22 protein-coding genes are annotated in these 24,057 nt (G+C 39.0%); 19 read left to right on the forward strand and 3 right to left on the reverse strand.

Annotated features, from left to right (window positions below; all coding sequences use genetic code 11):
* Positions 1-2 precede the first annotated feature (2 nt).
* From ymfI to ACYH0O_RS10715, 13 genes are all read left to right on the forward strand, one after another.
* Entirely contained in the window at positions 3-722 is a 720-nt protein-coding gene (gene ymfI / locus ACYH0O_RS10655; protein ID WP_482632200.1) for an elongation factor P 5-aminopentanone reductase, read from the forward strand.
* Positions 723-811: 89 nt separating this feature from the next.
* Positions 812-1,069, forward strand: coding sequence for a DUF3243 domain-containing protein (locus ACYH0O_RS10660; RefSeq protein WP_149155562.1), 258 nt, complete (start codon positions 812-814; stop codon positions 1,067-1,069).
* 268 nt (positions 1,070-1,337) lie between these two features.
* Positions 1,338-2,129: a DUF3388 domain-containing protein gene (locus ACYH0O_RS10665; protein ID WP_149155563.1), complete on the forward strand. Its 792-nt coding sequence runs from the start codon at positions 1,338-1,340 to the stop codon at positions 2,127-2,129.
* A 19-nt stretch (positions 2,130-2,148) separates the two neighbouring features.
* Positions 2,149-3,051: a helix-turn-helix domain-containing protein gene (locus ACYH0O_RS10670; protein ID WP_482632201.1), complete on the forward strand. Its 903-nt coding sequence runs from the start codon at positions 2,149-2,151 to the stop codon at positions 3,049-3,051.
* A gap of 80 nt (positions 3,052-3,131) precedes the next feature.
* Complete coding sequence (gene pgsA / locus ACYH0O_RS10675; protein ID WP_482632202.1) at positions 3,132-3,710, forward strand: CDP-diacylglycerol--glycerol-3-phosphate 3-phosphatidyltransferase; 579 nt, start codon at positions 3,132-3,134, stop codon at positions 3,708-3,710.
* A 65-nt stretch (positions 3,711-3,775) separates the two neighbouring features.
* Positions 3,776-5,014, forward strand: coding sequence for a competence/damage-inducible protein A (locus tag ACYH0O_RS10680; RefSeq protein WP_482632203.1), 1,239 nt, complete (start codon positions 3,776-3,778; stop codon positions 5,012-5,014).
* Between the two features lie 212 nt (positions 5,015-5,226).
* Positions 5,227-6,264: a recombinase RecA gene (recA, locus tag ACYH0O_RS10685; RefSeq protein ID WP_148969298.1), complete on the forward strand. Its 1,038-nt coding sequence runs from the start codon at positions 5,227-5,229 to the stop codon at positions 6,262-6,264.
* A 441-nt stretch (positions 6,265-6,705) separates the two neighbouring features.
* Entirely contained in the window at positions 6,706-8,265 is a 1,560-nt protein-coding gene (gene rny, locus ACYH0O_RS10690; RefSeq protein ID WP_113968155.1) for a ribonuclease Y, read from the forward strand.
* Positions 8,266-8,432: 167 nt separating this feature from the next.
* Positions 8,433-9,236 carry a TIGR00282 family metallophosphoesterase gene (locus ACYH0O_RS10695; RefSeq protein ID WP_482632204.1) on the forward strand — a complete coding sequence of 268 codons (804 nt, stop codon included), beginning with the start codon at positions 8,433-8,435 and terminating at the stop codon, positions 9,234-9,236.
* Between the two features lie 137 nt (positions 9,237-9,373).
* On the forward strand, positions 9,374-9,634 hold the full coding sequence (gene spoVS / locus ACYH0O_RS10700; RefSeq protein WP_034760060.1) for a stage V sporulation protein SpoVS: 261 nt from the start codon (positions 9,374-9,376) through the stop codon (positions 9,632-9,634).
* A 107-nt stretch (positions 9,635-9,741) separates the two neighbouring features.
* A complete protein-coding gene (locus tag ACYH0O_RS10705) occupies positions 9,742-10,665 on the forward strand; it encodes a dipeptidase (protein ID WP_149155569.1) in 924 nt (307 codons plus the stop codon).
* Positions 10,666-10,904: 239 nt separating this feature from the next.
* The gene (locus ACYH0O_RS10710) at positions 10,905-12,647 is read left to right on the forward strand and encodes a 2-oxoacid:acceptor oxidoreductase subunit alpha (RefSeq protein ID WP_482632205.1); all 1,743 of its coding nucleotides are present in this window, start codon (positions 10,905-10,907) and stop codon (positions 12,645-12,647) included.
* A 3-nt stretch (positions 12,648-12,650) separates the two neighbouring features.
* Entirely contained in the window at positions 12,651-13,517 is an 867-nt protein-coding gene (locus tag ACYH0O_RS10715; protein WP_149155571.1) for a 2-oxoacid:ferredoxin oxidoreductase subunit beta, read from the forward strand.
* 18 nt (positions 13,518-13,535) lie between these two features.
* Here the strand turns inward: ACYH0O_RS10715 and ACYH0O_RS10720 are convergent, their stop codons facing one another.
* Positions 13,536-14,702, reverse strand: a complete 1,167-nt coding sequence (locus ACYH0O_RS10720; RefSeq protein ID WP_482632206.1) for a hypothetical protein — start codon at positions 14,700-14,702, stop codon at positions 13,536-13,538.
* A gap of 509 nt (positions 14,703-15,211) precedes the next feature.
* Between ACYH0O_RS10720 and ACYH0O_RS10725 the strand changes: the two genes are divergently transcribed.
* The 4 genes from ACYH0O_RS10725 to ACYH0O_RS10740 all read left to right on the forward strand — a co-directional run bounded on the left by ACYH0O_RS10725 (position 15,212) and on the right by ACYH0O_RS10740 (position 19,032).
* Positions 15,212-16,384 (forward strand): BMQ_0737 family morphogenetic spore coat protein, encoded by a 1,173-nt coding sequence (locus tag ACYH0O_RS10725; protein WP_149155573.1) that lies wholly within the window; start codon positions 15,212-15,214, stop codon positions 16,382-16,384.
* A 95-nt stretch (positions 16,385-16,479) separates the two neighbouring features.
* The gene (locus ACYH0O_RS10730; protein WP_482632207.1) at positions 16,480-17,667 is read left to right on the forward strand and encodes a hypothetical protein; all 1,188 of its coding nucleotides are present in this window, start codon (positions 16,480-16,482) and stop codon (positions 17,665-17,667) included.
* A gap of 71 nt (positions 17,668-17,738) precedes the next feature.
* A complete protein-coding gene (locus ACYH0O_RS10735; protein ID WP_482632208.1) occupies positions 17,739-18,221 on the forward strand; it encodes a M67 family metallopeptidase in 483 nt (160 codons plus the stop codon).
* 112 nt (positions 18,222-18,333) lie between these two features.
* Positions 18,334-19,032 carry a glycosyltransferase family 2 protein gene (locus ACYH0O_RS10740; RefSeq protein ID WP_482632209.1) on the forward strand — a complete coding sequence of 233 codons (699 nt, stop codon included), beginning with the start codon at positions 18,334-18,336 and terminating at the stop codon, positions 19,030-19,032.
* Between the two features lie 72 nt (positions 19,033-19,104).
* Here the strand turns inward: ACYH0O_RS10740 and ACYH0O_RS10745 are convergent, their stop codons facing one another.
* Together ACYH0O_RS10745 and ACYH0O_RS10750 are read right to left on the reverse strand one after the other, a co-directional pair.
* A complete protein-coding gene (locus ACYH0O_RS10745) occupies positions 19,105-20,016 on the reverse strand; it encodes an NAD-dependent epimerase/dehydratase family protein (RefSeq protein WP_149155577.1) in 912 nt (303 codons plus the stop codon).
* Positions 20,017-20,102: 86 nt separating this feature from the next.
* Positions 20,103-21,170: a glycosyltransferase family 4 protein gene (locus ACYH0O_RS10750; RefSeq protein WP_482632210.1), complete on the reverse strand. Its 1,068-nt coding sequence runs from the start codon at positions 21,168-21,170 to the stop codon at positions 20,103-20,105.
* 261 nt (positions 21,171-21,431) lie between these two features.
* Between ACYH0O_RS10750 and ACYH0O_RS10755 the strand changes: the two genes are divergently transcribed.
* Both ACYH0O_RS10755 and ACYH0O_RS10760 read left to right on the forward strand, forming a co-directional pair.
* Positions 21,432-22,391: a YncE family protein gene (locus ACYH0O_RS10755; protein ID WP_482632211.1), complete on the forward strand. Its 960-nt coding sequence runs from the start codon at positions 21,432-21,434 to the stop codon at positions 22,389-22,391.
* 237 nt (positions 22,392-22,628) lie between these two features.
* Positions 22,629-23,849, forward strand: a complete 1,221-nt coding sequence (locus ACYH0O_RS10760; protein WP_482632212.1) for a glycosyltransferase family 4 protein — start codon at positions 22,629-22,631, stop codon at positions 23,847-23,849.
* The last annotated feature ends 208 nt before the right edge of the window (positions 23,850-24,057 follow it).

Raw genomic sequence — 24,057 nt, forward strand, 5'->3', positions numbered from 1 at the left:
AATTGATGAAATATGCTTTAATAACAGGCGCTTCAGGGGGAATTGGAAGCAGTACGGCTTTAAGTTTGGCAGAAGAGGGATGGAATTTATATTTACATTATTATACGAATGAAAAAGCTATAACAGAGCTGCTACATAAGATTGAAAAGTATGGGGTGGAAGCAATCCCCATTCGGGCAAACCTTGCCCTTCCAAAAGAAGTGGCGAGTCTCGTGAACAGTATCTTCCAACTTGATGCCATTATTTATAGTAGTGGGAATTCAAGCTGGGGAATGTTTCAAGATCAGACTGAAGAAGAGGTGGACTATTTGATTAACGTTCATGTTAAAAGTCCTTTACTTCTCATTCAAAAGTTATTGCCTAAGCTGATAGAACGTAAGGGGAGTATTGTAATGGTAAGCTCTATTTGGGGACAGATAGGCGGAGCGTGTGAGGTCGTTTATTCAACTGTTAAGGGGGCGCAATTGGCATTTGTGAAATCATTGAGTAAGGAGCTTGCTCTAAGCGGGGTTAGGATCAATGCAATCGCTCCAGGGGCAGTTGATACCTCGATGATGGGGTCGTTTTCTGAAGGTGAACTAGAAGCTCTTAGGGAGGAGATTCCAATGGGGCGTCTTGCTCAGGCAGATGAAATTGCCGACTCGATTCAATTTCTCACTTCTGCCAAATCCTCTTATATTACTGGTCAAACCATCTCCATCAACGGTGGATGGCATACATGAAAAAGTTTTTTAGTCAAATGATTAAAGCGAATAATTTTTCCTCCTGGATACAAACTAAGGTTGTATTTCAATAAAGGAGGTCATGACAAATGTCTGTATTAGATAACTGGTCTGATTGGAAAAATTTCTTAGGTGACCGTCTTCACCAGGCTCAACATGGTGGAATGGAAAATGAAACAGTTTCTGACTTAGCTTACCAAATTGGGGACTACTTAGCGAATCAAGTCGAAGCTAAGAACGATCAAGAAAAAGTGTTAGCGGATTTATGGTCTGTCGCTTCTCCTGAAGAACAACATGCCATTGCAAACATGATGGTTAAACTTGTTAATAACAACAGTACTCGTTAAGGAGAGGGATTTTTTCCTCTCCTTTTTCTTATATATATGCTGCGATAAGAATCACTTGAGAAAGAAGTCATTCATTTCGGGTAAGTCTATACTTCTTTACTATAAACAGCTTATGAGGTTTAAATTGAGAAATTGTACATATTTATGTAGGTTTTGCTTTTCTATTACTGGAAAATCATTTATTATAATACCTAGATGTTTAAATAACTTTTCCGAAATATGTCGATTTTTATCGAATTGGAATGTCACAGTTTTCAGGAGGGAACCAATGGAACGCAAAGAATGGTATTTAGAATATGAAATTCAAAAAAATCGTCCAGGCCTCTTAGGTGATATTTCCTCGTTATTAGGAATGCTTTCTATAAATATAGTGACGATAAATGGTGTAGATGAAGGCAGGAGGGGAATGCTTCTTCTTGCAAACAATGATGAACAGATAATAAGGCTCGAGTCCATCTTACAAACGATGGATACAATTAATGTAACAAAGCTCCGAGAGCCGAAATTACGGGATCGCCTTGCCGTTCGTCACGGTCGTTATATTCAGCGTGATGCCGATGACAAGAAAACGTTTCGGTTTGTTCGTGATGAGCTGGGTTTATTAGTAGACTTTATGGCTGAGCTATTTAAGCAAGAAGGACATAAGCTTGTTGGGATCAGGGGAATGCCCCGAGTAGGGAAGACCGAATCCATCGTGGCATCAAGCGTATGTGCAAATAAGAAATGGCTCTTTGTCTCTTCTACATTATTAAAGCAGACAATAAGAAGCAAGCTGATTGAAGACGAGTATTCATCTGAAAATTTATTTATTATTGACGGTATCGTTTCAACTCGCCGTGCAAGTGAAAAACACTGGCAACTAGTAAGGGAAATCATGAGATTGCCTGCTGTGAAAGTAATCGAACATCCTGACGTATTCGTTCAAAACTCTGAATATTCACTTGAAGATTTTGATTATATCATTGAACTTAGAAACGATCCTGATGAAGAAATTACATATGAATTAGTAGAACAAAATAATCTATTTCAAAATTCCGATTTTGGAGGTTTTGATTTTTAATATTGGAAGGTGTTAAGTGGTGACGGAATTAGGAAATCGTTTAAAGGAAGCCCGTGAAGCTAAAGGTTATAGCCTCGATGATTTACAAAGGATAACAAAGATTCAAAAACGCTATTTGATTGGGATAGAAGAAGGTTCGTATGACGCGATGCCCGGGAAGTTCTATGTACGTGCATTTATTAAACAGTATTGTGAAGCGGTCGGTCTCCCTTCTGAAGTGATTTTTGAGGAACATAAGGATGAAATTCCGACAACCTATGAAGATGAGATACCGGTCTCCCTTTCCAGAGTTCAGTCAAGAAAGTCTGTATCAGAAAGCTCTACCAAGGTATTTGACTTCGTACCCAAACTGCTTATTGCCCTGTTCGTTATAGGTGCCTTGATTGCCGCATGGATATTTTTGCAAGGGAAAGTGGGGGATAAAGCCCCTGAGACACAAACCTCAGAAAATCAGGAGCAAGTCGCTGTAGATGAAAACCAACCGGCTGAAAGTGAAAAGCCTGAAGAAGAACCTAAAGATAAAGAAGAAACAGGGGAAAATAAATCTTCAGAAGATGAAAAAGCCGGGGAAGAAAAAGAACAAAAACCAGAACAAACATTAGAGGCTGTTAATACTACAGGATATAAAACAACCTATGAACTAAAAAATGCAGATGAATTCAAGCTGGAATTATCTGCTGAGGGTGATACTTGGGTCGGTGTATATAACACGAAGGATGAATTGTTATTTGAAGGGTTGCTAAAAGAAGGTAATAAAAAGGGCTTTGACTTTTCCTCCGATAAACTTGCTTATCTTGTAATCGGTAACGCTTCGAATACAAATATTTCAGTAAACGGCAATCAGCTTGAGTACAAGGTGTCTTCTACGGATGTTGTAAGACAGGATATTATCATTAACTATGAACCCAAAGCGACACAATAATCGAGGTGAAAGGAGTTTTAATAACTCCTTTTTCTTACATACTATAGCTAGACGTGTTTTTTAGTATTGGAGGTAGAAAGGTGAACTTACCTAATAAGATTACAGTTTCAAGGATATTTTTAATTCCATTATTTTTAATCATTATGCTTGCACCTTTAAACTGGGGTGATATGATGTTTTTTGGGGCAGAAATGCCGGTCAAGCATTTTGTGGGTGCTTTAATATTCATCATTGCGGCAACAACCGATTGGATTGACGGTTATTATGCTCGAAAGCTTGACCTCGTTACGAACCTGGGGAAATTCCTAGATCCATTAGCGGACAAATTGCTTGTATCCGCTGCCTTGATTGTACTGGTTGAGCTTGGTCTTGCCCCGTCCTGGATTGTCATTATCATCATCAGCCGAGAGTTTGCGGTAACTGGCCTTCGCCTTGTGTTAGCCGGAGAAGGGGAAGTGGTTGCTGCGGGTCAACTTGGGAAGATTAAAACATGGGCACAAATCATCGCTATTTCAGCGCTGCTTCTGCATAATGCCATTTTCGAACTGATCAATCTGCCATTTGCGACCATTGCCCTTTGGGTGGCTATGTTCTTTACTATTTGGTCTGGATGGGACTATTTCAAACATAACAAAAAAGCATTTGTAAATTCGAAATAATTAACAAGGGGATTGATTCTACTGGAATCATCCCCTTCTTTACATCAATGACAGGGGGAATAAGGATGAATGCAGAAATTATAGCGGTAGGATCAGAACTATTATTAGGGCAAATTGTCAATTCCAATGCTCAATTCATTTCAGAGCAACTGGCTGAAATGGGGGTGAATGTCTACTATCATACTAGTGTTGGAGACAACCCGGAACGATTGCATGATGCGATTTCAGTAGGTCAAGGGAGAGCAGACTTGTTGATTTTCACTGGTGGACTTGGACCGACGAAGGATGATTTGACGAAAGAAACCATTGCGAAGTCATTAGGTACATCTTTGAGCATGGACGAAGACGCCTTGGAATCAATAAAAGGCTATTTTAAAAAGGTCAATCGGGAGATGACTCCCAATAATGAGAAGCAGGCTCTCATTTTATCTGGATCACAAGTGTTGAATAATGATTACGGTATGGCTCCCGGCATGCTATTGAAAAAAGATGGTAAAGCATACATGCTTTTACCCGGTCCTCCATCTGAAATGAAACCGATGTTCAGTACTTACGGCAAACAGGCTATCCTTACACTATTAAAGAAGAAAGAAATCATCCATTCACGGGTCCTGCGCTTTTTTGGCATTGGGGAAGCTCAACTGGAAACAGAATTAGAAAATCTGATTGATCAACAAACCAATCCGACCATTGCCCCACTGGCTGGAGACGGAGAAGTAACACTGAGGCTGACGGCCAAACACGAATCGAAAGATGTGGCCATCACCCTTTTGGATGAATTAGAAATTGAGATTATGCATATTGCAGGAGAATACTTCTACGGCTATGATGAGGATTCTCTCGTCGAGGTGGGATTCAAATTATTAAAAGAGAAAGGTTTCACACTATCATGTGCAGAAAGTTTAACAGGGGGTCTCTTTCAAGCTCAATTAGCTTCATTACCAGGTGCATCTTCCATCCTGAATGGAGGGGTAATTTGTTACCAGGATGAGGTTAAGAAGAAGGTACTCTCCGTGAAAGAAAATACACTTAAACAGCATACCTCAGTAAGCGAAAAGTGTGCACAAGAGCTTGCAGAAAACGTCAGAGAACTATTATCATCCGATATCGGGATCAGCTTTACAGGTGCAGCAGGTCCCGGATCACACGGAGGTCAATCTGCAGGAACCGTTTGGATTGGGTTGTCCATGAAAGATCAACCAACTAAAACGTTTCTATTGAATCTTGGAGGCGGACGAAATGCTAACCGAATGAGAACGGCGAAGTATGGTTGGTATTATTTGATTAAAGAATTGAGTAAGTAATTGTACATGGGCTGTCTTCTGATATGGAAGGCAGTTTTTTTGTGTGAAACCGCTCTAAATTCAATCCAAAACACACATAGAAAAAAACCGAATGAATGTTCGATTTTTTTCTTGTTTTCTATTATAAAAACGTTTATAGTATAGATAGGTTGGATTTGAGACAAGCTTATAAGTTGTCTATTTCAAGTTCTATATTCAAAGGAGGAAGATTTGTGAGCGATCGTAAAGCAGCCTTAGATATGGCGTTAAAACAAATAGAAAAGCAATTCGGTAAAGGCTCTATCATGAAGCTGGGGGAGCAAACTGATAGAAAAATAGTAACATGCCCAAGTGGTTCACTGGCATTGGACGCAGCTCTTGGAGTTGGCGGATATCCCCGAGGGAGAATCATCGAGGTATATGGTCCGGAATCATCCGGTAAAACAACAGTAGCACTTCATGCCATTGCAGAAGTCCAGGCTCAAGGCGGACAGGCGGCATTCATTGATGCTGAGCACGCACTTGATCCTGAATATGCTCAAAAGCTTGGAGTAAACATAGATGAATTATTACTTTCTCAACCTGATACAGGTGAGCAGGCACTGGAAATTGCTGAAGCGTTAGTCCGTAGTGGAGCGGTAGACGCCATCGTTATCGACTCGGTTGCAGCACTTGTACCTAAAGCCGAAATCGAGGGAGAGATGGGAGATGCTCACGTAGGTCTTCAAGCCCGCTTAATGTCACAGGCTCTTCGTAAGCTTTCAGGTGCCATCAACAAATCTAAGACCATCGCGATTTTCATTAACCAAATTCGTGAAAAGGTTGGGGTCATGTTTGGAAATCCTGAGACGACTCCTGGTGGACGCGCACTTAAATTCTATTCTTCTGTACGCTTGGAAGTCCGTCGTGCTGAAACACTTAAGCAAGGAAATGAAATGGTAGGGAACAAAACGAAGATTAAAGTCGTAAAGAATAAAGTAGCTCCTCCTTTCCGTGTAGCGGAAGTAGATATCATGTACGGTGAGGGGATTTCTAAAGAAGGTGAAATCGTCGATCTTGGATCGGAGCTTGATATTGTTCAGAAGAGCGGTGCCTGGTACTCTTATAACGAAGAGCGCTTAGGTCAAGGGCGTGAGAACGCGAAGATTTTCCTTAAAGAAAATCCGGAAATCCGCAGCGAAATCATGCTGAAAATCCGTGATCATTACGGATTGGACACAGGTCGAGCTGAAACTGATGATCAAAGTGAGTTAAGCCTTTTAGAAGACTAACCATAATAAAGAGAAGCAGCCATTTTCGGTGTGCTTCTCTTTATTATGTATGATAAGCTATTGATTGGTAGAAAATAGTAATAGTATTTTGCTTATCGCTTATAGTTGAGAAGGTCATATAAAATAATCGTTTTCTGATGTTAACTTCCAATTTCAACAAAAAAATTTCAAATAGATGGATGGTGTCAAAAAATCATCCATAACCTGATAGTGACAGTGTCAATTTATGTCGATTGGAAAAAATCCCTTGAGAAATCTAGTGATAGAGGGCTCTACCCCTTGACAATAAATTTTCAGAGATTTAAAATTAACATGTATATTTTACAAATTTTTCGAATGAATATTTGAAAGCCTAGCGCTGTATATTTTGTTCTTTTGAGCAATGTACAAGCCGACATGTAAAAGACATGATGACAGTTCATAGCAAGAGGAGGTGAAATAATGCAACCTATAACAATCATCTCCATTTTGCTTGGCCTTATCGTCGGTGTAGTTGTTGGATACCTAATTCGTAAGTCCATTGCTGAAGCAAAGATTGCTGGTGCTAAAGGTTCAGCAGAGCATATATTAGAAGATGCTAAGCGCGAGGCAGATGCTCTGAAGAAAGAAGCACTTTTGGAAGCAAAGGATGAAAATCATAAACTTCGCACAGAAATGGAAAATGACCTTCGTGAACGAAGAAATGAATTGCAGAAACAAGAAAATCGTTTGATGCAAAAAGAGGAAAACCTCGATCGAAAGGATGAAACGCTTGATAAGCGTGAAGCCTTACTCGAGAGAAAAGAGGGGACTCTTAACGAGAGACAACAACATATTGAAGAGATGGAAAGCAAAGTGGACGAGATGGTACGATCACAGCAAACAGAGCTAGAGCGTATCTCGAGCTTAACTCGTGATGAAGCGAAAGGAATCATTCTAGACCGCGTTGAAAATGAACTCTCCCATGATATCGCCATTATGGTCAGAGAGCATGAAACACGTGCGAAGGAAGATGCAGATAAGAAGGCGAAAGAAGTCCTTTCACTGGCTATTCAACGTTGTGCTGCAGAACATGTGGCAGAAACAACTGTTAGTGTTGTGAACCTACCGAATGATGAGATGAAAGGTCGAATTATTGGGCGAGAAGGACGTAACATTCGTACGCTGGAAACTTTAACAGGAATTGATTTGATTATTGATGATACTCCTGAAGCAGTTATTCTTTCTGGTTTCGATCCGATTCGTAGAGAAACGGCTCGAATTGCATTAGAGAAGTTAGTTCAGGATGGGCGTATCCACCCTGCGCGAATTGAAGAGATGGTCGATAAATCCCGACGTGAAGTGGATGAATACATCCGAGAAATTGGTGAACAGACAACCTTTGAAGTTGGCGTTCATGGTCTTCACCCGGATTTAATTAAAATTTTGGGACGTTTAAAGTATCGTACAAGTTACGGTCAAAACGTTTTAAAACACTCAATGGAAGTAGCATATCTATCTGGTTTACTAGCAGCAGAGCTTGGTGAGGATGAAAGACTGGCTAAACGTGCTGGATTACTTCATGATATCGGAAAAGCGATCGACCATGAAGTAGAAGGAAGCCACGTAGAAATTGGTGTTGAACTGGCAACGAAGTACAAAGAACACCCTGTAGTCATTAACAGTATTGCTTCTCACCACGGAGATACAGAGCCTACGTCCATCATTGCCGTTCTGGTTGCTGCAGCTGATGCTTTATCTGCTGCGAGACCTGGCGCAAGAAGTGAGACGCTTGAGAACTATATCCGCCGATTAGAGAAGCTGGAAGAAATCTCAGAGTCATATGAAGGCGTTGAGAAATCTTTCGCGATACAGGCAGGACGTGAAGTTCGTATTATGGTTAGACCAGAAGCCATCGACGATTTGGAATCTCACCGATTAGCAAGGGATATCCGTAAACGGATCGAAGATGAACTCGATTACCCTGGCCATATTAAAGTAACGGTCATCCGTGAAACAAGGGCTGTCGAATACGCGAAATAAGAGGTTGACTCGAAAAGGGAAATTCCCCTTTCGAGTCAGCTTTTTTTATCGTTATGTTATCCATCCGGGGGATAAACCTATAATGGATCCTTTTCAGATGAATAGACCGTAAGATATTTGTGATACAATAACTACAAGACTTAATACATATAGAGAAGGGAAATTTCATGAAAATTTTATTTGTTGGAGACGTAGTCGGTTCAATGGGCAGGGAAATGATCACGGAATACCTGCCAAAGTTAAAAAAGAAGCACTCACCGGATTTCACCATCGTTAACGGGGAAAATGCTGCTTCAGGCAGAGGGATCACGGAGAAGATTTATAAACAATTTTTGCAAGATGGTGCCAATATGGTAACCCTCGGTAATCATACTTGGGATAATAAAGACATTTTTAATTTTATTGACTCATCGAAACAAATGGTGAGACCGGCGAATTTCCCGGAAGGAACCCCTGGAAGAGGCCTGGTCTTTGCTGAAGTGTATGGAAAAGAGGTTGCCGTTATCAATGCCCAAGGTAGAACTTTTATGCCTCCCCTTGATGACCCGTTTAAGGCACTGGATGAACTTGTTGAAGAAGCAAAGAAGAGAACGTCCATTATCTTCGTTGACTTTCATGCAGAAGCAACAAGTGAAAAGCAGGCTGTTGGCTGGTTTTTGGATGGCCGGGTATCTGCTGTAATAGGGACCCATACACATGTGCAAACAGCGGATAACCGCATCCTGCCCAATGGGACGGCATTTATGTGTGATGTAGGTATGACAGGCCCATACGATGAGGTATTAGGAATGAGTAAGGATTCTGTTCTGAAGAGATTTCAGACAAGTTTGCCTGTTCGCTTTGAAGTACCAAAGACAGGACGCAAAATTTTGAGTGCCTGCTTAATAGATGTTGATCAAAAAACGGGTAAAGCGAAAAAAATCGAGCGTATATTAATTAACGAAGACCATCCATTTATGGCAGAATATTAAATGTTTTCTTTCCTTTTTTCGGTGAGACCGGAATGATTTGTCCATTTCCTGAATATAGTATCAGTGGAATCATTTATACCAAGTTTGTTCTTTACCACGGACATACGGTATGGGGGAAATGACAAGGAGGAAAAGGAATGGAAATATTAAAAGTTTCAGCAAAATCTAATCCTAATTCTGTAGCTGGTGCACTCGCCGGTGTTCTTCGTGAAAGAGGAGGAGCTGAGATTCAAGCGATTGGTGCAGGGGCTTTAAATCAAGCCGTTAAAGCAGTTGCGATTGCAAGAGGCTTTGTGGCTCCTAGTGGTTTAGATTTGATATGTATCCCGGCATTTACAGATATTCTGATTGATGGGGAAGAGCGTACGGCGATAAAGTTAATCGTGGAACCAAGATAATAAACCATAGGCTGTTCATTAAAGAGAGGATTCTTTAGTGGACAGCCTTTCTATTATTCCATAGTATTAATTATAAGAAAGTCAGGCACTTGAAAGGATGAAAAAACATGTTATTTGATGCACACTGTGATGTATTGATGAAGTTATACTTAGAACCGGGAAAGAAAGCATTTCAAACGAAGCACACTTTACATATTACCTATCCACAACTGATCGAAAGCAGAAGTAAGATACAATTATTTGCTATTTATATCCCATCCAATTTGAAGCCAGGTCAACGATTTCAAGCTGCCTTGGAAATGGTGAACTTATTTCATAATCAAATCTTGAAACCCAACCCTAAACTAAAATTTATCACCTCCAAAAGTGATATAGAGAAATTAGCGCATGATGAAATCGGGGCAATGCTTACACTTGAAGGCATTGAAGCGATAGAAGAGGATCTCACCAAGCTTGAAATTCTTTACCGACTTGGGGTACGTTCTGCTGGATTAACGTGGAATTGGGCCAATGCTGCTGCAGATGGAGCACTGGAGCCAAGGGGTGGAGGATTAACTAATTTTGGCCATGAGGTCGTTTCATTCTTAAACGAGAACAAGTTGTGGACAGATGTTTCCCATTTATGTGAGAAAGCATTTTGGGATACAATCGAGATTGCTGATTATCCCATTGCTTCTCACTCGAATGCCTACTCCATTTGTCCAAATCCCCGAAATTTGAAAAACGAACAAATTGAAGCGTTAATCAAAAAGGACAGTGTCATGGGAATCACGTTTGTACCACCATTTCTAAACAAAAAAGGAACCGCGGTGATTTCAGATATCATCAGGCACATCGAACATGTTTGCAGTTTGGGTGGAGAGGATCATATTGGCTTTGGATCAGATTTCGACGGGATATCAGAAACCGTACAAGGATTATCATCATTTGATCAATATCAGAACTTGATCAATACACTCCAACGATATTATAGCGAGAAACAAGTGAAAAAGTTCTTGTTTGAAAACTTTGTTGGAAGAATACCAGATTGACTACAAAACCTGCCATTAAAGAGATACCTTTAATGGTTTTTTTGTACCAGGAATTAAGTCTGTACATTCATAATCTCTTTAATACAGTAGTGATTTAAATAGAAAAGTGATAAACTGATAGAGTGTATACAAAGATAAGAGTTACAACAATCCTTTGTAGTAATAGGTTGTTTGAACGAAAAGAAGAGTATATGCTTCTCTAATAGATGTTGCAAAAATTGATTGAAGGGGTGTAATAAATGAAGGAACAACTTTCATGGAAAGTTGGCGGCCAGCAAGGTGAAGGGATAGAGAGTACGGGTGAAATCTTTTCTATGGCCCTCAATCGTCTTGGGTACTTCCTATATGGTTACCGCCATTTCTCCTCTCGTATTAAGGGAGGACATACAAATAACAAGATTCGGGTAAGCACCACACAAGTGCGTGCAATTGCTGATGACTTAAATATTTTAGTAGCATTTGACCAGGAAACGATTGATGTGAATTATAAAGAATTACATAGCGATGGTGTGATTATTGCTGATGCGAAGTTCAAGCCTGAAAAGCCTGAAGATACGGATGCTTCTTTATATGTCATTCCTTTCACTCAGTTAGCAACAGAACTGGGAACTTCGTTAATGAAAAATATGGTAGCTGTAGGTGCGACCTGTGCCGTTCTCAACCTGGATCCAGACGTTTTCAAGGAGGTTGTGGAAGAAATTTTTGGCCGTAAAGGTGAGACTGTAGTTGAGAAAAACATGGAAGCCATCAAGCAAGGATTTCAATCGATGAAAGATGAGCTTGGAATCAAGGTTGGTTCATTACAACTGAAGGAAGCCGATGGAAATAAGCGGATGTTCATGATCGGGAACGATGCGATTGCTCTCGGTGCTCTGGCTGGTGGGGTTCGTCTCATGGCAGCATATCCAATCACTCCAGCTTCTGAAATCATGGAATACCTTATTAAGAAGCTTCCGATGGTCGGAGGAACGGTTATCCAGACAGAGGATGAGATTGCAGCTGCAACAATGGCAATCGGGGCGAACTACGGAGGAATCCGTTCATTCACTGCATCAGCTGGACCTGGTCTTTCACTTATGATGGAAGCAATCGGTTTATCCGGTATGACAGAGCAGCCTTTAGTAGTGGTGGATACTCAGCGAGGAGGGCCGTCCACGGGACTTCCAACGAAACAGGAGCAGTCCGATTTAATGGCCATGATTTACGGTACGCATGGAGAGATTCCTAAGATTGTCCTCGCTCCAAGTACTGTACAGGAAGCGTTCTATGATACTGTAGAGGCGTTTAATTTAGCCGAAGAGTATCAATGTCCAGTCATCATTCTTTCTGATCTTCAGCTTTCATTAGGGAAGCAAACAGTTGAACCTCTTGATTACAGCAAAGTGGAAATTCGTAGAGGGAAGCTTGTCGGTAATGAATCGGAATTAAATGAATTAGAGGCAAAGAAATACTTTAAACGTTTTGAAGTGACGGAAGATGGTGTATCACCACGTGTCATTCCTGGAATGAAAAACGGTATTCATCATGTAACAGGAGTCGAACATGATGAAACAGGGAAGCCGTCTGAATCTCCAGTAAACAGGCAGGCACAGATGGATAAACGTATGCGCAAAGTGGAAAGCATCCACTTTAACAATCCAATCCACACTCATGCACCACATGAAGAAGCCGATTTATTATTAGTCGGTTTCAACTCGACACGTGGAGTAATTGAAGAAGCAATGGAACGTCTTGAAGCTGATGGGCTGAAAGTGAATCATGCTCATGTCCGCTTAATCCATCCGTTTCCTGCAGATGAGCTGGAGCCATTGATGCAATCAGCGAAGAAAGTGGTCGTGATTGAAAATAATGCCACTGGACAATTAGCCAATATAATCAAAATGAACGTAGGGTATGGAAATAAAATCACAAAAATGACAAAGTATGATGGAACACCATACTTACCAAATGAAATTCATTCAAGATGTAAGGAGTTGATCTGATCCATGGCTACCTTTAAAGATTTTAGAAATAATGTTAAACCCAACTGGTGTCCTGGGTGTGGAGACTTCTCTGTTCAAGCCGCGATTCAACGGGCATCGGCAAACGTAGGGCTGGACCCTGAACAGTTAGCAGTCGTTTCCGGAATAGGTTGTTCCGGACGTATATCAGGTTACATTAACTCGTACGGTTTTCATGGCATTCACGGACGTTCCCTTCCTATCGCTCAAGGATTAAAAATGGCGAATAAGGATTTAACCGTCATCGCTTCAGGCGGGGATGGAGATGGATTTGCCATTGGCCTTGGCCATACAATCCATGCGATCCGTCGTAATGTAGATGTCACATACATCGTTATGGATAACCAGATATATGGGCTGACTAAAGGACAGACTTCTCCGCGGTCGTCATCAGGTTTTAAGACAAAGTCTACACCTCAAGGAAGCATTGAGCCAGCACTGGCACCGATGGAAATGGCACTGACAGCAGGTGCAACCTTCGTCGCCCAAAGTTTCTCTTCTGACTTGAAAGAGCTGACGGCGATCATTGAAGCAGGTCTAAATCATAAAGGCTTCTCATTGATCAACGTATTTAGCCCTTGCGTAACATATAATAAGATTAATACGTACGATTGGTTTAAAGAGAACCTGACAAAGCTCTCGGATCTTGAAGGCTATGATCCATCAAATCGTGAGCAAGCAATGAATACGCTCATGGAGAAGGATGGACTAGTAACTGGATTGATCTATCAAAACAAAGAACAGCCTTCATACCAGGATCTTGTTACCGGGTATTCTGAAGAGCCATTGAGTACACATGAATTAAAGTTAGATGAAGATAAATTTGATGAATTAGTCAAAGAATTTATGTAATAGAAGAAACCGGGCTCCTTATTTTGGTGCCCGGTTTTTTAATTTATTGATTTCTTCAATTAAGTGAGCATTTGTGAATTGCAGGTGCTGAATTGTGTTTTCATAGCTTTTTATTTTATTTTTCATTTCAGCTGAATCTTCCTCTTTGAAGCTGAATACGTCTTCCTTCATCCGTTTAATGTTCTTTCTTAGGGTATGAAGGGCAGTGGTATAGGCCTCTTTTTCTTCCAACAGTCTTTTCAGTGATGTTTCGATCTTTTGGATATGGGCTGTTTTTTCGATTTGCATTTTCGATGCGTGTTCAAGCTGATTCGCTTTGGTGGTAAGTAAGTCCTCGTAATGGGATGTAGATTCCGAAAAAGTTTGTTGGACTTCATACAATTCTATTTCTCTTAAGTAAAGTTGAGCCTTCAAAGATTCGTTTTGTTCCAAGAGATTGTAGTTATTATGTTCCCCAAAGCTTTTCCCCATAAGCAAATGTTGTACCTGTAATGTCCCCTCAATTTTTAATTCCTCAATTTGCTCCTTCAACTTAAGAAGTTCCATTTCTTTTTCGTAAAGCTCCATATTTAAGGATTCGTTCTGATTCGAGAGGTTATTGTTTTTATGCTTTTCAAAGCTATTCAGTCTGAGTATATGTTGTTTCTCTTCATTCCATTGAATATTCTGTTCCTCGATGAGTTCTTCCATCTCCAGTAATTCTAATTCTTTAATAAATAATTGCTTTTCCATTTGTTGTATATTTATCGTTAATAATTCTTTTTCTTTTATTAGATAACATTGGTCCACTTGTGATGAAATGATTTCCTTTTCAAGGGAAGTATTTGTTGAATAATAATGTTCGACCAATGTTTTTAATTCCGATGAATATAGATGGTTTATTTTACGCAGTTGATCCTTTAATTGATTTATGGTGTAACGAAGCTTTTTTATTTCCTTTTCCTGAGATTTATAGGTGGATTGATATTTTAAGGATAATTGTTCATTTTCTGCATCTTTTTTTTCAATCTGTACTCGAAAATCTTCGTTCGAGTTTTCTAAACGTCGATTTTCTTTTTTTATGGAGTTGTATTGTTGAGCAAGATAGTGCCTTTCCAAGGTTGAACATTTATGTTTGTATTTCTCCAATTCAGATCTATAATGGATGATTTGCTGTTGAAGTTGGATTGGTGAAAGGTATTTCACGTCTGAATACTCCTTTCTGTATGCTTTTACTATTATGTATATGTACCAACCGAGACGAACGCTATTTGTCCATAAAATAAGCCATGTAAACTTCCCAGCGTTTACATGACTTTTATATTTATAATTAATATCATTGCAATGATAAGAAAAGCGTTTACGTTCGTAATATTCATTTTAAAGAGTAAGCGTAACCAATCAGAAGCTTGTTTTTGAAGTATTATATATGAATGTCAGTTTATTGTAGTTTTGATCATTTAACATCACAAGTGGAGCAATTAGTTAAAGGTTATACATTCCCCCTTTCCTTATGTTATATGATATGAAGATCAGAGTTAGAAGTACAGTCAAATGTCTATAGAATTAGCCTATTTTTTAATAGTATTTGAAAAACTATTAATAAGCCTATTAATTTTTTTTGAATAAATAGGTATTTACTCTATACCAAATTCTTTATCGTCCATAGGATATAGTGTGATATAAATATTCATTTAAAGGAAGGAAGGATTTTTTTGAAGAAGCGTAAACAAATTAGGGGTTCCCAGACTCCTACACCATCTCCGTCTCCGATTCCATTGGATCCGAATGATTTAGCACCAGAATGTATTCGTGTAGACAAAGTATATGACTGGGTGTTCTTTGCGAACAAGTATGAGAACAAGAATTTCATTCCTGATGAAGCTTGTCGTGCAGCGGTAAGCGCAGCTCTTGCGGCAGGTCAAAGAGTAGAGGTGCAAACTGCTCCAGTAGACCCATCTGACGTCAGTGTATCAGGTTCTATCATTGAAAATGGTAATCCTGGTAAAGTTCTTATTGTCTGGACAGTACCTGTAGACGTTACGATTTTAATCGATGGGGTTGCAGAGTGTTCATTTACTATTCGCACTCAATTCACCGACGAAATTATGCTTTGCGTCCCGACAGGAATTACAAATGACAACTTAAACATCAGGGCGACTCAAGTAATTGCGACTTCTGGTGGAGTATTAATGGGGCCGGATCCATTTGGACCAATGATCCCATTGAAAGTCGTACTATGTAAAGATGTTCAAGTAGAGTTTCCGGTTAAACTTGAAGTATTGGCTAAATTCTGTTTCCCACGTCCAAATAATATTCCAGTACCTGAAGAAAGACTCAAATGTGACCTGAGCTTACTAGAATTCCCTCGTCAATGTCCAGGATTATTCCCGGTTGATAACTGTGAATGCCAGGCAACTGCTCTTGCAAGAAACGAAGATACTGAAGCAACATTCGGAACTGGAGCAACAGCTGATATAGTAACGGGTCTATCAACTTTAAGAGCTGAAATTTGTCAAGAGTGCTCACTTGCAGACAGTACATGGTCTTACTCTTTCACTGATACAGAAGTAGGTCCTACTCCTGCACCGACAGCAACAGGATTCCAACCTGATTTCACCTTTACTTTCGATCCATCATCTATCGATAGAGTAACCTGTGGTGACGATGCTCTTACTGCAGTTGGAGAAGGAATTCGTTACTTTGACGGTGCACCTGAACAACTATTCTATGAACTTCAAATTTTTGATGCACCTACAGAAGGCTTCCGCTTAATCTTAAGAAATACAGCTAATGTTGTAATCTTCGATAGTGGAGTAGTAGATGCGTTGGTTGAGTTTGGTGAGTGTGAAACATTTGCAGACTTACTTGGAGACTTAGATGACTAATTAAATGAGGGAGAGAGAGAACTCTCTCCTTTTTTTTTAACATGTAAACAAACCATACATAAGATAAAACAAAGGAATTATTGGAGGTGAAAAAGGTGACCGAGGAGGAGTATAAGCTTAACCATGCCACAGACCACCCTGAGTTAATGAATGATATTCATATGATATCTGAAGAAATTGAATCTCTCTATAATCATTATTCGAGAAGAATTAAAAATGTGTCAGAAGAATTGTCCAGAGAAAGATCCAAACATTTGGTGTATCAATTAGAAATTGCGGAAAATCATCATACCATCCTAATGTTGACAGAACAAATTGAATTTCTGCTTCAAAATATTGAAATGGAATTTGAGTTTGATCTACAACTGCAACAGGAATTAATGAAGAAATCCCTTTCCCATGAACATGAGTTGACCAATGACAATTACGCTCAGGTTGCATATAAGGAAGAAAGTATCCATGATAACTCAAAGGATGCCTATCTTGCACCTACACCAATCCCGGAAGTTAAAGTATTTTACGAAAGCGCTCAGAGTCACATGAGATCGCCACTCGAAAAAATTAAAAATGGAGCTATCTCTTTATTAATTGAAACGAATGAGTACTTTCTTTCAGAGAAAAAAAAATCCGCTGAAGTTGAAGTATATAAAAACGCTTTCGTTCCTCTGATTGATTGGTTACGAATGCACCGAAAACAATACATGCGTCCAATTAAAGAAAGGTGGTATACAATAGTGTGGAAATTTTTATGGGGTAAAGAAGAGAAAAACAATCATCCGGAAATACTGAAGAAACTCAATCTGATTGAAGAGCAATTGGTATCGTATTCAATGAAATTCAATGAAGTGGAGGAGACGTTGAAAAAGAACAATGAAAAAGAGGAAACAACCAAGAGTTATTTACAGAAAATAGGTGTATTGAACGATGAATTAAAGAAAGTTGAAGAATATTATGAGGATGAGCTTCATTTATTAAAGAATCAATTGGAAGATTATAAACAAAGAGAAAAAGACCTTGAAAAAGAAGTAAGTTTATTGAATGAAAAATATACAGGTAAGCAAAAGGAAAAAAGTAATCGTGAAGTTGAAATGGAAAAGGAGTTGGATAAACTAAGGAAAGACCTTCAATCTCATTCCAAAAAGAAAAACGAAATTTACAAAAATATGAAGCAGCAGAAAAAGCAAATTCCTCATGTTAATCCTCAATTCGATGAATACGGTAATATTCCTATGGCATCTGAATCAAAACGTACCATGTTTAATCCCAACAAGTATATAAGGTGAATTGAAAGGGGGGATAAAAATGCAATCCAAAGATCTCAACAATATTTATATGCGTAGAAAAAGAGTACCCATTGGAATTAAGAAAGAGGATCGAATCAAAATGGAAGTTAAGAGGACGAAATTTAAATTTAAGGGCTGCGGGTGCAACGCCTAAAGAAATCGTAAGAATGCCTAAGCGAGTGTACAAAAGGATGATGATTGAAGTTAAAAAGGGGCTTCCGAATGAAGCTTGCGGGTTAATTTCAGGTTCCATGAATCTTTGTCAGACGATTTGGCCAATGAGAAATACAGAACCTACACCATATTCTTTTGCCATCGATCCCGATGAACAGGATCACATTATGGGTGAAATGCTTCATAAAAGGGAAGCTTTTATGGGGATATATCATTCCCATCCGTATGGAAGTCCTGTCCCTTCAAAGGACGATGTTACTTTCTCACAATTTCCGGAGGTTTATTATTTTATAGCTGCTATCGGAGGAGGGAAAGAAGAATTAAGATGTTACAAGATCAATAATGGAAAGGTTAAACATATCGACATTATGATTGAATGAAAGAGTGCTGAATGCACTCTTTTTCTATGGACTGGGTAATGATACAAGCACCCTTCTGTTATTTACATAGATTGGTATTATCACTTATTTTGATGAAAGAGGGGAAAACTAAGTGAAGGTATCTATTATTATTCCATTTTACAATTGCGCATATATTGACCAAGCCATTCAGAGCGCTCTTCGTCAGACCTATAATGATATTGAAGTCATCGTTGTAGATGATGGTTCAACTCAATATGTTGAAAAAATTCAACCTTTCAAAAACAGGATAAAGTATATAAGGAAGTCAAATGGTGGAACGGCCTCCGCTTTAAATGAGGGTATAAGGCAAGCAACAGGGAAATATTTTGCCTGGTTGAGCTCAGATGATATGTTTCTAGCAAGCAAAATCGCCAGGCAACTTGCTTATATGAAGTCAATTGGCTCTAAAGTATCTTATACAGCATTTAAAACCATTGATATAAATAATAAAGTGATGAACGAGATCCACTCCAGGAAAATGAATAGAGATGCATTTCAGAACCTCCTATTAAAAGCATGCCCTGTGAATGGATGCACTGTAATGGCGGAAATCGATTTAATAAAGCAGGCAGGGTGGTTTGATGAGAGACTGAAATACACACAGGACTACGAGATGTGGTGCCGCTTGAGCCTTTATACTAAGATGCATTATCTGGATGAAGTGCTTCTGTTATATCGGGTCCATCCCAGAATGGGTTCTGCAAAACACGGGGGGGGGATGGTCAAAGAATCACAGTATATCCAAAGGAAATATCAGAATTTCTTTAATATTTCCCGCAAAAAGTACTAATTTTATCTATCAAAAAATCATCAATCAATTGGGTTTGTAAATTGATTGATGATTTTTTAATGTTCGAGGTATTTAGAAGGAGTAGGACAAATAGGTTTCCCTCATTCCATCTTGAATGGAATAGTAGGGTTTCCAGGATAATATACGTTTTGCAAGAGTGTTATCTAAACAACTATGCTTAATATCTCCCTGTCTATCCACTGTATGGAAGGCGTGAATTTCATTAGTATGATAATTCTTCAATAAGTCGATTAATTGAAGAATCGATGTTCTTTCCCCTGTACTTATTTGCATAATCATCTGATTACCTTTGTCGGTTGCTGCAATATTTGCTTCCACCACATCTTGTACAAAAACATAGTCCCGTGTTTGAAGCCCGTCCCCATTGATTTTTAACTGTTCATGCTTCTTAAGTTTCTCCAGAAATACAGCAATGACCCCTCCTTCTCCTTTAGACGTTTGCCTGGGCCCATAGACGTTTCCATACCGAAGGATGGTGAATGGAATCTGGAAGGTATCGTGGAATAGTTTTATATAGTTTTCAGCGGTAAGCTTTGATAAACCATAGAACGATATTGGGGAAGTCTTGTGTGATTCGTCAATCATTTGACTGGAGACATTCCCATAAACCGCTGATGTAGATGAAAAAACGAAATTCTTCAAAGGATACTGCCTGCACGCATTCAATAAATTGATGGTTCCTGCAACATTTGTGTCCATATCATCTAGTGGGGCAGAGGTGGATCGGGACACATCAGCCTGGGCAGCCATGTGAAAAATATAATCGGGTTTTTCCTTAAGGATGACTTTTTGTGCCGCAGGAGTAGAAATATCCAACTCATGAAAAATGGCTAAAGGATTTATATACTCCTTCTTACCACTGCTTAAATTATCGATAATATGAACACTATAGCCTTTGGAGATAAGTGTATCCACTAAATGGGAGCCTATAAACCCTGCTCCGCCAGTAACGAGTGCTTTCAAATGACATCTCACCTTTTGCTATTTTTAATAGCATATGCTATTGGACGAAGCTTTGATTGAACATGTGCCCTTAAATCAAAAGGAATCTATAAACCTATAGACTTTAGCATTTGTGTGAAATGTTTACAGTACTGTGCATGACTGAACTGAGATTTTAAGTGAAGCAGAGCATTTTCGATGATGTAATTACGGAGTTTGGAATTATGCATGAGTTCTTCCGCTTGTTGAACGGCATGCTGAATGTTTCCGATTTGATAATACTTACCGGATTGGTTATGCAAGATCGAACTCCTCACTCCATCTGAGTCTGTTGTTAGAACGGGACACCTGCAGCTCATAGCTTCTAACAAAGAATAGGGAGCCCCTTCCACTTTTGAGGTTGAGCAAAGAAATCCTCCGGAATCGCCGATTCTCGAGAAGTAACCAGGCATTTGATTATTCGGTACATTTTGTAGTACATGTACATATTTATCTAGGTTCAATCTGTTTTTCAATTGGATAAAATCATTTCGCTCCTTTGGGGTGGACAAGCTTGGGTCCTCAAACATGTATAAATCAATCATTTTATTCGTTTTAATCAATTGTTGACCAATGTGTAAAAATTCACGCCAATTTTTGTTGTCCTCTAATCTACCAATCCAGGCAACAATAGCTCTATCTTTTTTAGGATGCTTTTGGTAGGTGAAGGCTTTATGATCAAAGCAATTATTAAACTCAAAAATAGGAGTGGATTTGAAGAACTCTCTGAAAATCACCCCTATATGGGGAGTCTTGGGATACAGGAGTGCGTGACAATACTTCTGTACATATGGTATTGCATTTTGTAATTGTGCCCGAGCCACATTCTGAGGTCCAAACCCTTGAATCTCAAGAATGATTTTCCCTTTAAATCCTAGGTTTCTGAACCTTTCCATTGCCGCATAATCGGAAGTGATCACCATGGCATCATATTTTCCCTTTTGTAAAATGTTCTTGATCTCCTGATCATCATTCGTAATGAATACATTTGATTTCTCATGATTCAATAATTCTCGCCGTTTACTGTAATATAAAAAATCACACCGGATCCCCGCTTGTTTTAGGGCGATGGATCTTTGCCTGTTTAACGTTTCAACTCCTCCACTAGGTACATAAAAAACGAATAGTATTTTCATTTGATATCCTCCAATCATTTAATACGAGCAAATAAACAATCCTATTATTCTTATATGTAAGTTAACCCTGTTTGTAGAGGGCTAAGTGGCTAATATTTTGGAGAATGCCTTATTTTATTAGATTTTTATGTCAAAAGATACAAGCATTACATAGAATATCGGGAGAAGTTATTCGGAAAGCCTTAAAATATTCGTAGTTGTTAAAATCGGGACCTGCTATCCGATAGGTAGATTAATTTTAATTATAATGAGGTGATAGGGTTGAACGATTTATACCTTGTAGGGGCAGAGCAAAAATCAAAAGTGATGAAGGATTGGGAACAGTTTAAAAAAGCGGTAGTCTTAAAATTGAATGTGGCGACCAAAGAAGCAGAAAGAGTCATCGAATATATTTCTCCGCAGGAGGTCTGTCCTGCACATGAAGCTTCCATTTCATTTACAGCCGCTTCATTAAAAGATAATAGGCTGTTTGTATGTACCCAAACAGAAATCCTAGTCTACAATGCCATTACTCATAAGCTCATAGACTACTATAGTTTACCATTATTCAATGATGTTCATCATGTGACACCAAGGAAGAATGGAAACCTATTGGTCGCTAACACAGGATTGGATATGGTAGCTGAAATAAATCCAGCAGGTGGGATTGTGAATCTCTGGAATGTGATGGGCGAAGGGCCATGGAGCCGATTCGATCCAAATATTGATTATCGGAAAGTTCCTACTACAAAACCGCACTTGTCACATCCCAATTTTGTTTTTGAACTAAATGATGAAATTTGGGTGACCAGGTGCCTTCAAAAGGACGCCATTTGTTTAACCGACAGAATGAAGAGAATAAACATAGGTCGTCAGCTAATACATGATGGGGTCGTCTATAATGGGAAAATCTATTTTACACAAGTTGACGGAAGAATAGTCATCGTAAACGCTAACACACTTAAAATGGAGAGAGTAGTGAACCTTGTAGAAATCAGCAAACATCAAGAGAAAATCGGATGGTGCAGGGGAATTAAGCCTATATCAGAAGATTTGGTGTTGGTGGGATTTTCTAGAATACGTCCGACAAGTAAGAAAAATAAAGACGGCTCAACCGAATATGTTGGTGATTTTGGTGTCATGCCAACAAGGCTATCATGTTTCAATATTAAATCCAACATGCTTGTTTGGGAAAAAAATCTTGAGGAGTATAACTTCAATGTAATCTATTCAATTCATTGAAATGGCAGCTATTCGTTAATCAATCAAGCAGCATGATCGTAATACATCATTTTGTTAAATGGAGTGAAATACATGTTACCAAGAAAAAATTACCTTAGGCATGTGTATGGAAAACGTGGATCAGGCGTTAATAGTAACGGGAATAAAATCCACAATTCTTTTAATCACAAGAAACTCACCATACCAGATACACGATTAAAATCCATCCTAGAACAATTTCCAAAGGATTGATGATTGATGAATATATTAATTGCGACAGTGTTTCCTCTACCAGGGGGAGGTATCTGGTCTTTTGTCTCTAACTTGTCGGCTTATCTTGTCGGGCAAGGTCATAATGTAGATATTTTATGTACAAGGGATAATAACTCAAAAGTAGTTATATTGGGTAGTGAAACAGTGATTGATCTTAGCCAGTATCGTTCCTATGTTGAAAAGAAATTAATGAGGTCTGTTCCCCATTTGCCGAGAAATGCCTGGGTATATCATGCGGAATTAAATCGGTATATATTTGAGCAGGGTGTTTCCAATGTTGACATGACTAAGTACGATATCATTCATGCACAGGATGTCATTTCCGCAGTGGCACTTAGTCGTGTAAAGCCCCTTAGGGTCCCGCTGATTACCAGTGGTCATGGATATTTAACTGGTGCCATATTCCATCAGTATAAATCCTTGAATACTAGTATTGAGGATAAAGCGATATGGAACTCATTCATACTTCAGTATTATGCCCGCCTTGAACAAGTAGGATTTGAATCCAGTGATTTCATCCATACTTCAAGTCAATGGATGAGAGGAATCATCGAAAAAGAATTCAAAATTGATACATTCCATATTCATACTTATAAATATGGAGTAGAGCTTTCTCAATTTAATGGTGATTCCCCTTTCAAGCGCAAGGGTGCGAAGAAGATCATATTAGTCAATAGTCGCCTGGTCTATTTAAAAGGACTGCACAATTTAATAGAAGCTCTCTCATTCTTGAGATCCAGAGATAAGTGGGAATGTTGGATTTTGGGTGAGGGGGAACTTGAAACAACTTTAAAAGAAAGTTGCCGAAATCTAGGGGTCGAGAAGAATGTATTATTCTGGGGAAATACTTCAAAAGTGAAAGAGATATTATACCAATCGGACATGCTTGTTCTTCCGAGCCTGCAGGAAAATCAGCCTTTTGCAGTAATTGAAGCACAGTTACTGGGTGTTCCTACAATTGTTAGCAATGCTGGAGGACTTCCGGAGATGGTTGAAAACAACAAGAATGGTTTTATTATAGAAAAAGGGAATAGCAGGCAGTTGTCGGAGAAGATAGAATACCTTTTGAATAATCCTTCAATACGCGACCAAATGAGTAAATATGCTTCTCAAAAGGGGAAAGAAATGTGGGATGTAAATATATTAGGACGGAAAATGGTCCAGTTATACTCTAAAGCCATTCAATGGAAAAACAGGATCAGGTAATGTCTGAATTATATTTGATAGTAGAGCATTTATAACAGTTTAACTCTTGAGTTATGTAAACTTGTTAAATACTATAAAAATCTGTAAGCCCTTTTGGTTTTTAACACATGATAGCAGAAATATGGGGATACTTTCCTAAATGGTCTATGAAAAAATTTAGGGTATAAGCCTTTTTTGAAATTAGAGAGAGTAGTCTAGGACATGACCC

Source organism: Rossellomorea sp. H136, from assembly GCF_056838065.1.